We start from the raw sequence: 13,235 nt of genomic DNA, 5'->3' as shown, positions 1-13,235 counted from the left end.
TGGTTTTGAAAAGAATGTTTATCGGTGGCTGTAGCGCGCCACCAGTCGGTCGCCGCTCATTTGCAGGGCCTGGACCAGGATCAACAGCAGCACTACGGTGACCACCATCACGTCGGTCTGGAACCGCTGGTAGCCATAGCGGATCGCCAGGTCACCCAAACCACCGCCGCCAATCACCCCGGCCATTGCCGTGTAATCCACCAGCACGATGGCCGTGACCGTCACCGCCGCCAGCAGCCCTCCCCGAGCCTCGGGGAGCAAGGTGAAGCGAATGATTTGCCAGGTGTTGGCGCCCATGGCCTGGGTTGCCTCGACCACCCCGCGATCAACTTCACGCAATGCGGTTTCCACCAGCCGCGCGAAGAATGGCGTGCAACCGACCACCAGCGGCGGAATGGTCCCCGGCACGCCCAGGGACGTGCCCACCAGTAAGGTGGTCAGGGGAATCAGCACGATCAGCAAAATGATGAACGGCAGCGAACGCAGCATGTTCACGATCACCGACAGCACCCGGTAAACCCCGACCGCTTCATGCAACTGGCGCTTGCCGGTGAGGAACAGCAACACCCCCAGCGGCAAACCCAGCAACACGGTGAAACCAAGGGCCGCACCGAGCATGCTCAGGGTGTCGAGACAGGCCTGGCCGATGTCGGCCCAATAAAGGTTCTTGAACAATTCAGCCATGGTCACGACCAGTCATGACGCGGCGGTTTCACGCCGTTGAGCAGCCAGTTGCCGACCACGTGGTATTTCCAGCGCACCGGATCGTGCAAGGTATGCACCCGCGCGTTACGCCAGTGGCGGTCGAAATTGTGTTTCTTCAGGGTCGAACGAGTACCGCCCAGTTCAAACAGCTTGTTACTCGCTTCAATGGCGATCTCGGTGGTCAGCACCTTGGCCCTGGCCACGGCCAGGGACGCCAGGGCCACGTTGTCCTCATCCGGTGCCGGGCGCGCCGCGTCCAGTGCCCGTCCTGCCCTTTCCAGCAAGGCTTCGGCGGCTTCCAGGCGAATGTCCAGGCCACCGACCTGAATGATGGTCAGCGGATCTTCGCTGGCCCTTTCCACACCTGCGTCGATCCATGGCCGGGCGAACTGCTGGACGAAGGCGATGGTGTCGCGCAGGGCAGCGCGGGCAATGCCGGCATCGATGGCGGCCGTGGTCAACTGGGCGAACGGGCCGGCCAGGGTCGGGTTTTCGTAGGAGCGATAAGTCGGGAACAGGTTGAACGCCGAGACGTGCAGATCTTCGGCCAGCACGGTGCCGCTGGAGGTGGTGCGCTGGCCGATGCTGTCCCAGTCGTCCACGATCACCAGCCCTTGAGTGCCGCGCTGGACGAACGCCAGCTGGCCATTCTGCTCTTCATCCAGCGCCAGCACCGCTAGCCAGTGCGCATACAACGACCCCGTGCAATAACCCTTGCGTCCGTTGATCACATGGCCGTCGCCGTAACGGCGGATGGTCGCCTGAATGTCCTGCACATTCTTGCCGCCGGTTTCCGACAAGGCGTTGGCGAACCGATGCCCCTGCAGTGCCAACTCAAAGAAATGCGCCTGCTGCTCCGGGGTGCCTTGCAGACGAATGTCTTCCAGCAGGCAGTAGTGGTTTTGCGGGATCTGCCCCAGGGATGGATCGGCCGCCGAGATGATCGCGATCACCTGCGCCAGCACGGCGGAGGACACCTGCGCTCCGCCAAATTCCCTGGGCACCGTAATGCCCCACAGGCCGCTGTTGGAGAACAGATCGACGATATCGGCGGGCACCTGGCGGGTGCGATCACGTTCGGCGTCCTGCTCCAGCAGAATCGTGGCGATTTGCTCGGCCACGCGCAGGGCTTCGGCTTCGCTGGCGATCCGGTGGGCGGCCGGCGGGTTGATCGGATAAACGGCAGATTCAGACATACAAGACTCTCGATACCAGTGTTTACCGAAGGTCATTGCAGCTTCTGTGCCTGACTGCGAGAGCCCGTTTTTTCGGGCACTTCAACGGGTTCTGGCGGGTTCGACAATGCCGAAGTCAAGGCAATCTGTTGCTTCACTGTTGATTGCCGGACAGTGGCGCTGCTGCCGAACGCTGCGATCTTTTTGTGAACTTGGCGAGTGCTGAAGATCAAACACAAGACATCGCCTTTTTCGTCAGGACCTACACTGGGAGTCCTGCCGAACAGCAGCGAAACGAGATCTTCCATCTACAACAAATCAGGGAGAACGATCATGAGCGTCAAACCCATTCCAGAGGGCTATCACAGCATCACCCCGTACCTGGGCATCAAAAAAGCGGCCGAAGCCATCGATTTTTACAAGAAAGCCTTCGGCGCCATTGAGGTCATGCGCCTGTCCATGCCCGACGGCGGCATCGGTCACGCCGAACTGCGTATCGGCGACTGCCCGATCATGCTCGGTACACCGTGCGACCAAGGCCCGTTGAGCAATCCGGACCAATCGCCGTCCGTGGGGCTGCATTTGTATGTGACCGATGTGGACAAGTCCTATAACCAGGCCATTGCGGCGGGCGGCATTGTGGTGTCGGAGGTCAAGGATCAGTTTTATGGCGACCGTTCAGGGACGTTGAAAGACCCCTATGGCCATCTGTGGTTTTTGGCCTCGCGCAAGGAAGATCTGACCCAGGAACAGATCGAACAGCGGGCGAAGGAGATGTTTCAGCAGGGTTAGTGATTTCATGTGTGGCGTGGGGGCAACAAGTCTCCCGATAGAAACGCCCCTCGAAATACGAAACATTTTCTTTCATATCCCTCTTCGGGATTTCCCATGCTCATCCGTCTTATCTAGATGCAGTCCTGTCGCGCCGGTAAAAGCCGCGTCCGGACCCGGATCGACCTCATCGCTGCGAAGCCCGTGGCAGAGGCCTTCTCATCGAACCAAGACCCTTGATCATGTCGAAGAAATCCCGTTCCAAACTCTGGTTTCTGGTCCACAGCTGGCTGGCGCTGCCGATCTGGTTTTTTGTCCTGATCGTCTGTGTGACCGGCACCCTGGCGGTGGTCAGTCAGGAAATTCTCTGGCTGGCCAACCCGCCCATGCGCGCCAGCCAGCCCTCTGACGATGCACCCCGGCTCAACTACGACCAGATTGTCGCCGCCATCAAGAAGGCCGAGCCCGACACACTGATCGAAAGCATCAGCCGGCCCGACGAGTCGCACTTTGCCCTGGACGTGGAAGTCAGCTACCCCGACGGGCGTTCGGCGACGGTCTACGTCAATCCTTACACCGGCACCATTCAAGGCACGGCCCCGCCCTTTGACTTCAAGGCCTTTACCCGAGCGCTGCATGGTTGGTGGCTGGTGCCGTTCACCCATGGCTACAGTTGGGGCTGGTACCTGGTGTCGTTCCTCAGCCTGCCGATGCTGGCGTCCCTGGTGACCGGGCTGGTGGTGTACAAGCGTTTCTGGAAAGGCTTTTTTCGCCCGACCCTGCGGATTCGTCACGGGGCGCGCATTTTCTGGGGCGATTTCCACCGCCTCAGCGGCATCTGGTCGATCTGGTTCATCGCAGTGATTTCCATCACCAGTACCTGGTTCCTGATCCAGGCGTTCTTGTTCGATAACCAGATCTCGATCTCCACCGAACCGGTCACCGCCGTGGTACCCCGTGAAAGCGTACCGCTCAGCGCCGATGGTTCGCCGGCACCGATGATCAGCCTGGAGACCGCGATCCGCCAGGCCAGGGCACGTATTCCCGGACTCGACGAGGGTTTTGTCAGCCTGCCCGACAATGCCTACGGCTATCTGTCGGTGGGCGGTCGCAGCGGGTATCCGTTGATGTACCAGACCGCGGACATCAACCCCTATACCGGCGATGTCGCCGCCACACGCCTGCTCTCGGACCGCTCGGGCCTGGAGTGGGTGACCGAGTCCATGCGGCCGTTGCACACCGGAGACTTTGGCGGGATCTGGATCAAGCTGATCTGGTTTTTCTTCGGCCTGCTGCTGAGCATGATGGTGCTCAGCGGCCTGTTGATCTGGACCAAGCGAACCGCCCTGGCCACGGCCAATGCCCTCAAGCGCAACCACAAAACGTCACGCAGCCAGACGGCTGCGGCCATCCGCCACGAGTCCAGGCAGGTCAGCCAATGAACCCGGTCGCCGCTGAAAAACCGCGTTCGCCGCTGAGCCGTTTCTGGCACAAGTGGCGCTTTCACCTCAACGTTCTGCTGTTGCTGGTGCCGCTGGGTTTCATGCCCGAGTATTTCGCCGACGCTGCGCTGTCCCGGGGTGACACCGGCCTGGGCGAACGGGACATCGGCGAAGTCACCGTCGGCCCGTGGAGCCTGCGCCTGGCCGAGTTGCATAACGAGGCCCCGCAGCTCGATGGCCCGGCCGGCCACATGAAGAGTTTCAACGCGGCGCTGTGCGCCCGCTGCCGCGAACAGGTCAAGGCGACTTACCTGCGCATCGGCAAACCGCGCAGCCTGCGCGCCGCCGGGGTGATTTTCGTCGGCACGCCTTACCGCATGAGCGCGATGTTGCCGATCCCGGCCAGAACCAGGGCCGACGCGGAACTGTGGATCACCATGGAAGGTTGGGACGGCGCGATGCACCAGGCATCCATTCCTCTGAGCCAGGCCTCCCCCGCCACCCTCGCCTGGCTGAGCACACAAAGAGGTACACCATGATCGACCTTATTCGCCAGGTGAGCGCCGCACTGCTGATGTTCAGCGCCAGCGCCCTGGCCCATAACCCGATCTGCGAATGCAAAGCCATCGACGCCGGGCAGATCAAGTGCACGGGCGGTTTTTCCGATGGCAGCGGCGCGCCTGGCGTGACCCTGGATGTGATCGGTTACGACGAAACCATTCTCGTGCCCGGCAGGCTCGGAGCCGATTCGACCCTGACCTTCAAGAAGCCGGAAACCGAGTTTTATGTGCTGTTCGACGTGGGGCCCGGCCACGTCGTCGAAATCGATCAGGCGGACATTCAGGCCCCATGAGCAGCCCAACCGCGCCCATCGTCCGCCCGGTCGGTGCCGGCCTTGAAACCGCGCCTGCCCCCCACCGCGACGAAACCACTCCGGTGCACTTCACAGAACGCCACCTTGCCATTGCTTGCGGCCATCGCGATGCCAAAGGGTATGTCCTGCAACAGGGCGAGATTCGTTTACAACCGTGGGTCACCCAACCAGGGCTGAGGTGTTCGATGGTTTTGTTGTGCGACTCTAAACCTTCTGGGAGCGGGCTCGCTGTGCTTATCAGACCGGTTGCAACGGCATCGTCAACTCAACCCGCAACCCGTCCGGTCGACTGTCGAAACGCAGGGTGCAGCCGCAGCGCTGGACGATGGCCTGAACAATCGCCAGGCCAAGGCCGCAGCCGGTGCTTTGACCGTTGCGCCAGAAGCGTTGGGTCAAGTGCTGCAGATCGTCTTGAGCAATGCCCGGCCCGTGATCCCGCACCACGAACTGCACGCGATCGCCGTTGGTTTGCAAACTCAACTCCACCGGACCTTCACCAGAGGTATGGCGCAGGGCGTTGTCCAGCAGGTTGCGCAACGCCGCGATCGACAGCACGGCGGGCATTTGCACCGGGGCGTGCGAAAACCTGGCCGGCACCTCGAACCGGATACGCTCGCGATCACCGCCGGCCGCATCTTGTATCGCCAGTTTCGCCACTTGCTCGGCGCTGCATTGCACGCCGTCATCGAACGACAGACTGCCTTCGACCCGTGCCAGCAACAGCAATTGCTCCAGGGTCCGGTGCAGGCGGTCGGCCCCCTCTTCGGCCCGGGCCAGGGACTGATCCCGCGCGGCACCCTCGGTCATGCGCGCCACCTGCAGGTGGGTCTTGATCGCGGTCAAAGGGCTGCGCAACTCGTGAGCCGCATCGCCGGTCAGTCGGCGCTCACGCTCGATGGTCTTGCCGATTCGTTGGAACAACTGATTTTGCGTATCCAGCAAGGGTTGCAGTTCGCTGGGCAAAGGCTGGACCTGCAAGGGCTCGAGCGAATCAGGGCTGCGCCGCATTAGCGCATCGCGCATGCGATTGAGCGGCGCGAGCCCTTGGCCGATCCCCAGCCACAGCAGGCACAGGCAAACGAGCAGCGCCACGCCCACCGGCACGGAAGCGGCCAGCAGGATCGACATGTTCAACGCCTCGCGCTCGATCTGCCGGTCGGCGGTGGTGATCCGCAGATCGCCACGGGCCAAGGTGAAACTGCGCCACGGCGCACCATCGATCATCTGATCGTGGAAGCCCATTTTCTCCGCTTCCAGGGTTTGCCCCGGATCACTGTGGCTACGGGCAAGAATTTCCCCGCGCAACGAACTGACCTGACAGGCCATGCCACCGGGGATATTCAGTTGTTCGGCGCTGAAATGGGTGCCCTCGCCCTTGCTCGGCACGGGCGGCAACTGCTCCATCAACCCGGCCACCATCCGCGCCGAGGCCACCAGCCGCTGGTCGAGGGAAAACATCATTTGATTGCGCAGGTCGCTGAGCATCCAGGCCGCAGCCAGCGCCCAGATCAACGCAAACGCGGCACCGAGCGTCAGGCTCAGGCGCAAACGCAAACTCATCACTTCTGAGGTTCTCCACCATCAGCCGGTCCCAGGCGATAGCCCAGGCCGCGCACGGTCTCGACAATGCCATTGCCGAGTTTGCGCCGCAGGTGATGGATGTGGACATTGAGGGCGTTGCTTTCCAGTTCGTCGTTGAACCCGTAGACGCTGTCCTTGAGCTGCTCGGTCGACAATACGCGGCCACGGTTGTGCAACAGGGCCTGCAACAGCGACTGTTCACGACGCGACAGGTCCACCGGCTGGCCGGCGAGCGTGGTCTCGCGACTGCTCGGATCATAGGTCAGGGCACCGTGTTCGATCAGGTTGACGCTGCGTCCCGCCACCCGACGCAACAAAGTGTGCAGGCGTGCAGCCAGTTCACGCAGGTCAAAAGGTTTGAGCAGGTAGTCGTCGGCACCGGCCTGCAGGCCGTCGACGCGGTCGGTGACCGAGTCCCGGGCCGTCAGGATCAACACCGGCAACTCCAGGCCGTTGTGGCGCAGTTGCTGCAATAACTTCAGACCGTCCTCGTCAGGCAACCCGAGGTCGAGCACCATCACATCGAACTCCGCGACCTTGAGCATCGCCCGTGCGGCGGACGCCGTGGCCACGTGCTCCACGGTCAAGCCTTGGGCGGAGAGGCCGGCGACGATGCCGCTGGCGATCAACTCATCGTCTTCGCAAACCAGAACGTGCATGGCAACTCCACGAGTAAAAAGGCGAGTCAAACAGTTGAGGATTAAGCGGTAATTATGGCAAGGGCACTGGCCGACGAACAGCGCGGAGCTGACGGCAGGACGTTCATCCGGACCTCAACACAATCCATCCACTTTCAAGGCAAATTAGCCAGCGTGAAAAGCGAAACAAACAGCCATCAAAATCCCCTATAAAAATTCATATAAAACGGTAGTTTCAAACCCGGCTTCGATATAAGACAAGCCGAGATTGTCCAACTAATGAAACACATTTATCTGAAAGGATTCAGATCATGCCGAAACTTGAAAACGTGGTTGCCGTGGATTGGCGATCCGGTAAGGACCGCTGCTACTTCTTCTTCAAAGACAACAATACCTATACCCGATTTGATATCGGAACCAACAACGTACCGCAGGGATATCCCGCCGAAGTCAACGCCGGCAATTGGGGACAGTTTCACACTCACGTAAAAAACCTGCGCTTCGGATTTACGACCACAGGGCTCCCTGACGGCACGGCAAACGGTTCTGACGATGACATTCTATGGTTCTTCTATGACGAAAACGGCACGCCCATGGTCTGTAAGTACGATCAGGATCTGGACGAAGTCAGGCGCACTCAACCCGTTGCCAAAACGATATGGGCGCCGCTACTGCCGTACTTTTACCGCATCGTCGCCGGAACCTGGTGGCCTCGACCCGGGTATAGCCTGAGCTTTCGATTTCTCATGAATGACGGGCACTCCCTCACCTACGATTACAAACAACAACGCCTAAAACATGAAACCATCAACGCCAGTTCGTGGCCCGGGCTGGAGCCGTACAAACACCGCATAATCACCGCTGTGCAAAACGACCGCACGCTGGCCGACAGCTACCTCTATATTTTCCTGACCAACCATCAATACATCCGCTACAACATGCCGCTCAACCGCGCGCAGTCCCGCCCCATCAATGTCGACGACGAGTCGTGGCCCGGTTTGTTGGACGACTGACCCTGCAACGAGGCCCTTTCCCTCAGGATCGGGCCTCACCGCAGTGGTTAATCATCGGTTAATCGCCACCGCCCATTGTGCATGCACTTGCACAGAACCAAGGCTTATTCATGCGTCGTCTGTTTTTACTTTTTTTTCTCTTGCTCTCGGGTCTGGCCCAGGCGGGAACCAATCCGTTTGAGACCAAACCCGACTTTCTTCCGGTCGGTAAAGCTTTCACTTTCACCTCTGAACGCCTGGAATCCGGTGAAACCCAACTGTTCTGGCAGATTGCCGATGGCTATTACCTGTATCAAAAGCGCCTGAAATTCGATGGCTTGCCTGCTGAACAGCATCCAGCGCTGCCGGAAGGCGAAGCTCACAGCGACGAGTTTTTCGGTGATCAGCAGGTCTATCGCCAGGGCCTGGAACTGAAGATTCCCGCCGGTGCCAGCGGCCAGATCAAGGTGGGTTTCCAGGGTTGTGCCGATGCCGGTTTGTGCTATCCGCCGCAGACCCAAGTCGTCGATCTGGGGGGGAAAGTTGCCAGCGTCGCGACAGACGAAGCCGCGGATCAAGCCTTGGCCAATGGCCTGCAGCAGCGGGCACTCGGCTGGAGCCTTCTGGTGTTCTTCGGCCTGGGCCTGCTGCTGGCCTTTACCCCGTGCTCGCTGCCCATGTTGCCGATCCTGGCCGGGCTGATCGTCGGCAGCGGCGCCTCGCCCAAGCGCGGTTTTGCCCTGGCCAGCAGTTATGTGGTGAGCATGGCGCTGGTCTATGCGGCGATGGGCGTGCTCGCGGCGCTGCTCGGTGCGAACCTGCAGGCACTGTTACAGAACCCGTGGCTGCTCGGCAGTTTCGCGGCGATTTTCGTCCTGCTGGCGTTGCCGATGTTCGGCTTCTTCGAACTGCAGCTGCCGGTGGCCGTACGCGATCGCCTGGAAAACGTTTCGCGCAATCAGCGTGGTGGCAGTCTGGTCGGTGCCGGTGTACTGGGGGCCTTGTCGGGCCTGCTGGTCGGCCCGTGCATGACCGCTCCGCTGGCCGGCGCCCTGCTCTACATCGCACAAAGCGGTAACGCGCTGCATGGCGGGTTGATCCTGTTTGCCATGGGCATCGGCATCGGCGTGCCACTGTTGCTGCTGGTGACCGTCGGTAATCGCTTCCTGCCCAAACCTGGCGCCTGGATGAACCTGCTCAAAGGCATCTTCGGCTTCCTGTTCCTCGCCACCGCGTTGCTGATGCTGCGCCCGGTGCTGGATGAGTCGCTGTGGGTCGGCTTGTGTGGGGCGTTGTTGTTGATTGCGGCGTATAGCGCCTGGAAACAGTCGGAAGGCTTTGGCCGTGTCGCTCATCTGTTCGGCGCCAGTTCACTGCTGCTCGGGTTGTGGGGCAGTCTGTTGATGATCGGTGCGGCGGGTGGCGCGGATGATCTGTTCAAGCCATTGCAGGTCTATAGCGTCGCCAACGCGCGCGGCGCCACAAACCCGGTCGGCCACGACGCCTTCACCACCATCAAGGACCCCGCCGAACTGCAACGTCAACTCGACGCGGCGCAGGCTCAGGGCCAGTGGGTGCTGCTGGATTACTATGCGGACTGGTGCGTGTCGTGCAAGGTCATGGAAAAACAGGTGTTCGCCAAAGCTGACGTACTCCAAGCCCTGAGCGACGTACGCTTGCTCCGCCTGGACGTCACCGCCGACAATGCCGCCAGTCGCCAATTGCTCGGCCGCTATAAAGTGCCGGGACCACCGAGCCTGCTGTGGATCGGTGCCGATGGCAACGAGCGTCGCAGCCAACGCATCACTGGCGAGGTCGATGCCACCACTTTCCTGCAACGCTGGACCACCACCCGAGACGCCCGTTAATGCTGACATTCACCCTCGGCACCTTTGCCATTGCGCTTAACCATCTACTGCTGATCAGTGCATTGGCACTGGCGACATTCGTCGGCTGGCGGGTGGCCAAGCGCGGTGGCGAAAACCCCGAGTCGGTGCTGTTCAGTCTGTTCCTGATCGGCATGCTCGCGGCGCGGATCAGTTTCGTCGCCGTTTACTGGATGCACTATCGCAACGATCCCTGGCAGATCATCGACCTGCGCGACGGCGGTTTCCTCGCCTGGCCGGGAGTGATCGCGCTGGTACTTGCCACGCTGTACCGCGCCTGGCGCCGTCCGGGACTGCGCCGCCCATTGGGCTTTGGCGTGGCGAGTGGCCTGGCCTTCTGGCTGCTGGCGACGTTCTCCTTGAGTATCTACGAACAAGGCACGCGCCTGCCGGACATCACCCTGCGCAACGCCGCCGGTGAAACCGTGCAACTGGCCGACTACAAGGGCGGTCCGCTGGTCATCAATCTCTGGGCCACCTGGTGTCCACCGTGTCGCAGGGAAATGCCTGTGCTCGAGAGCGCCCAGCAACAACGCCCGGACCTGACCTTCTTGTTCGTCAATCAGGCGGAAAGCATGCAAAGTGTCAGCACCTTTCTGGAAACCCAGGGCCTGAGCCTGTCCAACGTGCTGTTCGACGGTAGCGGCCGTTTGGGCCATGCCGTCGGCTCCATGGCGTTGCCGACTACGCTGTTCTATAGCCCTGAGGGTCGCCTGCTGGGCAGCCATCTGGGCGAGTTGTCGCAAGCCAGCCTGGCTCGCGCACTGGAAAATTTCGATACCGCTCCTGCCACCTCTTCAAGGAAACTGCCATGCCCCGCCTCCGCCACCTGCTGACCCTGAGCCTGGGTGCCGCCCTGCTGCACTTGCCATCGGTGCAGGCTGAAGAGCTGCCCGAGGCGATCAAGAAGATCGAAGCCAAAGGCGCGAAAATCGTCGGCCAGTTCGACGCTCCCGATGGCCTGCGCGGTTATGCGGCGCAATATCAGAACCGCGGCATGGCGCTGTACCTGACGCCGGATGGCAAGCACGTGCTGCTGGGCAATCTGTACGACGCCGAGGGCAATGACCTGAGCAGCGCGCCGTTGCAGAAACTGGTCTACGGGCCAATGTCCAAGGAAGTCTGGGGCAAGTTCGAGGCGAGCAGCTGGATCGGCGACGGCGACAAGAGTGCCCCGCGCATCGTCTACCTGTTCAGCGATCCGAACTGCCCCTACTGCAACCTGTTCTGGGAACAGGCGCGGCCATGGGTCAAGGCTGGCAAGGTGCAGTTGCGCCACATCATGGTCGGTATCATTCGCGAAGACAGTCCGGGCAAGTCCGCCGCACTGCTCGCCGCCAAGGACCCGCAAAAAGCCCTGGCGGACCACGAAGCCGCTGGCAAGGGCAGTTCGCTCAAGGCGTTGAAGGATGTACCACCGGCGATTCAAGCGAAACTCGCGGCGAACATGCAGTTGATGGAAGACCTGGAGTTGCAAGCCACGCCGGCGATCTTCTACATGGACGACAAGGGCGAGCTGCAACAGCAGCAAGGTGCGCCGTCGCCGGACAAACTGGTGAAGATTCTCGGGCCCAAGTGACCTCATCGGCCCCTTCGCGAGCAATGGGGCCATTACAACCGACTAGTGTCTCTCGGCTAAAAAACCGAGCAACACTTCAGTGACGAACTGCGGATTTTCCAGATTGGAAATATGCCCCGCGTCCGGCACCAACACACACGGGCAACCGATCAGCTCGGCCATTTCCCGCGCTTCGCCGGGTGGGCGTGGCTTGTCCTGATCGCCACAGATCACCAGCGTCGTCGCGGCGTTCAATTCGCCCAGGCGTGGCAACAGGTCCTCTCGGCCAAAGGTGATCCGCCCCATCGGCACGATGCTTTCGCGCAGGCGCTCAGGCGGCAACGCGGCGAGTTTGGCGCGGAAGTCCCGGTACAGTGCCGACTGCGGATCGATGCCCGGACGGAAAAAGATCGGCACCACGATGTCGAGCAGTTGCGGCGATATTTCGCCGCTTTCCTCGATCATTTTGAACAGCGAAAAATAGTATTGCCGGGTCGGCTCCGGCTCGACGCCGACATAGGTGTCCATCAGCACCAGGCCGTTGAGTCGTTGCGCAGACGACAACGCCAACCGCACGCCCCACATGCCACCGACCGAAAGCCCCACCAGCGTGAAGCGTTCTATTTCCAGATGATCGATCAACGCCAGCGCCTGACGGGCGATATCGTCCAGCGACCGTGTGCCCTGCGGAAGTCGCCCGGATTCACCATGGCCCCACAGGTCCAGCGCAATCACCCGATACTGTTGCGACAACGCAGCAATCTGCGGCGCCCACATGTTCTGGTCCCACAGGTAACTGCCGGCCAGCAGCACCGCCGGGCCAGTGCCTTGATCAATATAGTAAAGGGCTTGTCCGTCTATGGTCAGGAAGGGCATCGGATGACTCCGCTTGAAAAAATGGAGCCGGAAGGCTGATCCGAGAGTTATCGATAGTCAATTGCCTGGAAGCAACGAGCGCAGGTTTATAACCAAAATTTGTAACGTCAATTTAGGAAGTGTCTGACATCAATTTATTGGCAGCCTTGTTAGTGTTGCGTTCCGGGGCCTTTAAGAGAGGCAATCTTGCTCGCCTTCCCCTCCAGCAGGACACCTGCGCAATTAGATAAGCTCAACGATGTCTCTTCAGAATCTTCTAAAAAAAATCACGGCCATGACAACAATGTTTCTATGCCTTGTTGGTTGTGTCGGGGTCACGGTTTCAGTACCAGAAAAGGAAACCCACCAACAGTTCAACAAAGAGGTGACCACGCGAGCTTGGTGCGGTGTAACACTCTGGGCGGTGGTCGTACCCATTCCACTCAAACTGCCCGTCTGCGAACTTTACAAGAATCAATCTCTGACTACTCCATTTTATGCCTGCGGTCCTTTTATGTTCATGGGACATCTCGTGCACGGTTACGAAGGATATGTTCTGTGTGGTGTATTCCCCAGGTAATGGAAAGTGACAGTCTTGTGACTTCAGTCTTGAGGGGAAACGCAACGACACTCAAACGGCACTATTTAATTGGATTTTTATAAGATCTTTCTTCTTTTGCCCCCAATCCTTTTAACAACTTACTAAAAGGCCGACTAGGCTTCACCCATCGCTGGAGGGAATGCCATGGACTTCGTCT

General features: G+C 60.2%; 14 protein-coding genes and 1 pseudogene. 8 read left to right on the top strand and 7 right to left on the bottom strand.

The features are described from left to right. Positions 1 to 18: 18 nt before the first annotated feature. The 3 genes from ACX3YD_RS25670 to ACX3YD_RS25660 are packed head-to-tail and all read right to left on the bottom strand — an operon-like array spanning position 19 to position 2,188. A complete protein-coding gene (locus ACX3YD_RS25670; RefSeq protein WP_458961355.1) occupies positions 19 to 684 on the bottom strand; it encodes a methionine ABC transporter permease in 666 nt (221 codons plus the stop codon). 2 nt (positions 685 to 686) lie between these two features. Further along, positions 687 to 1,901: an SfnB family sulfur acquisition oxidoreductase gene (locus ACX3YD_RS25665; RefSeq protein ID WP_458961354.1), complete on the bottom strand. Its 1,215-nt coding sequence runs from the start codon at positions 1,899 to 1,901 to the stop codon at positions 687 to 689. Between the two features lie 32 nt (positions 1,902 to 1,933). Continuing rightward, the gene (locus tag ACX3YD_RS25660; RefSeq protein WP_458961353.1) at positions 1,934 to 2,188 is read right to left on the bottom strand and encodes a hypothetical protein; all 255 of its coding nucleotides are present in this window, start codon (positions 2,186 to 2,188) and stop codon (positions 1,934 to 1,936) included. Positions 2,189 to 2,213: 25 nt separating this feature from the next. On the opposite strand from ACX3YD_RS25660, the gene ACX3YD_RS25655 reads away from it, so the two are divergent. The 4 genes from ACX3YD_RS25655 to ACX3YD_RS25640 all read left to right on the top strand — a co-directional run bounded on the left by ACX3YD_RS25655 (position 2,214) and on the right by ACX3YD_RS25640 (position 4,946). Next, the gene (locus ACX3YD_RS25655; protein ID WP_458961352.1) at positions 2,214 to 2,672 is read left to right on the top strand and encodes a VOC family protein; all 459 of its coding nucleotides are present in this window, start codon (positions 2,214 to 2,216) and stop codon (positions 2,670 to 2,672) included. 221 nt (positions 2,673 to 2,893) lie between these two features. Continuing rightward, positions 2,894 to 4,093: a PepSY-associated TM helix domain-containing protein gene (locus ACX3YD_RS25650; RefSeq protein ID WP_458961351.1), complete on the top strand. Its 1,200-nt coding sequence runs from the start codon at positions 2,894 to 2,896 to the stop codon at positions 4,091 to 4,093. Next, a complete protein-coding gene (locus tag ACX3YD_RS25645; protein ID WP_458961350.1) occupies positions 4,090 to 4,632 on the top strand; it encodes a thiamine pyrophosphate-binding protein in 543 nt (180 codons plus the stop codon). The genes ACX3YD_RS25650 and ACX3YD_RS25645 overlap by 4 nt, the downstream gene beginning before the upstream one ends. Further along, positions 4,629 to 4,946 (top strand): hypothetical protein, encoded by a 318-nt coding sequence (locus tag ACX3YD_RS25640; protein ID WP_458961349.1) that lies wholly within the window; start codon positions 4,629 to 4,631, stop codon positions 4,944 to 4,946. Before ACX3YD_RS25645 ends, ACX3YD_RS25640 begins: the two co-directional genes overlap by 4 nt. Before the next feature lie 51 nt (positions 4,947 to 4,997). On the opposite strand, the pseudogene ACX3YD_RS25635 reads toward ACX3YD_RS25640, so the two are convergent. The 3 genes and pseudogenes from ACX3YD_RS25635 to ACX3YD_RS25625 all read right to left on the bottom strand — a co-directional run. Further along, positions 4,998 to 5,169: pseudogene (locus ACX3YD_RS25635) on the bottom strand (GNAT family N-acetyltransferase); the annotation flags it as partial. Positions 5,170 to 5,204: 35 nt separating this feature from the next. Beyond that, positions 5,205 to 6,530 carry an ATP-binding protein gene (locus tag ACX3YD_RS25630; RefSeq protein ID WP_458961348.1) on the bottom strand — a complete coding sequence of 442 codons (1,326 nt, stop codon included), beginning with the start codon at positions 6,528 to 6,530 and terminating at the stop codon, positions 5,205 to 5,207. Further along, positions 6,527 to 7,207 carry a response regulator gene (locus ACX3YD_RS25625; protein ID WP_047527280.1) on the bottom strand — a complete coding sequence of 227 codons (681 nt, stop codon included), beginning with the start codon at positions 7,205 to 7,207 and terminating at the stop codon, positions 6,527 to 6,529. Before ACX3YD_RS25625 ends, ACX3YD_RS25630 begins: the two co-directional genes overlap by 4 nt. Positions 7,208 to 7,497: 290 nt before the next feature. Here ACX3YD_RS25625 and ACX3YD_RS25620 point away from each other — a divergent pair, with 290 nt between their 5' ends. The 4 genes from ACX3YD_RS25620 (at position 7,498) to dsbG (ending at position 11,643) form a co-directional block, all read left to right on the top strand. After that, positions 7,498 to 8,199, top strand: a complete 702-nt coding sequence (locus ACX3YD_RS25620; RefSeq protein ID WP_458961347.1) for a hypothetical protein — start codon at positions 7,498 to 7,500, stop codon at positions 8,197 to 8,199. Between the two features lie 110 nt (positions 8,200 to 8,309). Beyond that, positions 8,310 to 10,046 carry a protein-disulfide reductase DsbD gene (gene dsbD, locus ACX3YD_RS25615; protein WP_458961346.1) on the top strand — a complete coding sequence of 579 codons (1,737 nt, stop codon included), beginning with the start codon at positions 8,310 to 8,312 and terminating at the stop codon, positions 10,044 to 10,046. Continuing rightward, positions 10,046 to 10,900, top strand: coding sequence for a TlpA disulfide reductase family protein (locus tag ACX3YD_RS25610; protein ID WP_047527276.1), 855 nt, complete (start codon positions 10,046 to 10,048; stop codon positions 10,898 to 10,900). Before dsbD ends, ACX3YD_RS25610 begins: the two co-directional genes overlap by 1 nt. Next, positions 10,876 to 11,643, top strand: coding sequence for a thiol:disulfide interchange protein DsbG (gene dsbG / locus ACX3YD_RS25605; RefSeq protein WP_103406294.1), 768 nt, complete (start codon positions 10,876 to 10,878; stop codon positions 11,641 to 11,643). The genes ACX3YD_RS25610 and dsbG overlap by 25 nt, the downstream gene beginning before the upstream one ends. Positions 11,644 to 11,685: 42 nt before the next feature. On the opposite strand, the gene ACX3YD_RS25600 is transcribed toward dsbG, so the two are convergent. Next, positions 11,686 to 12,498 (bottom strand): alpha/beta fold hydrolase, encoded by an 813-nt coding sequence (locus ACX3YD_RS25600; protein ID WP_458961345.1) that lies wholly within the window; start codon positions 12,496 to 12,498, stop codon positions 11,686 to 11,688. Between the last annotated feature and the right edge of the window lie 737 nt (positions 12,499 to 13,235).

Source organism: Pseudomonas fluorescens group sp. PF-1, assembly GCF_054481335.1.
The sequence above is the reverse complement of the archived record's forward strand: the minus strand, read 5'-3'. Positions and strand labels throughout refer to the sequence as shown.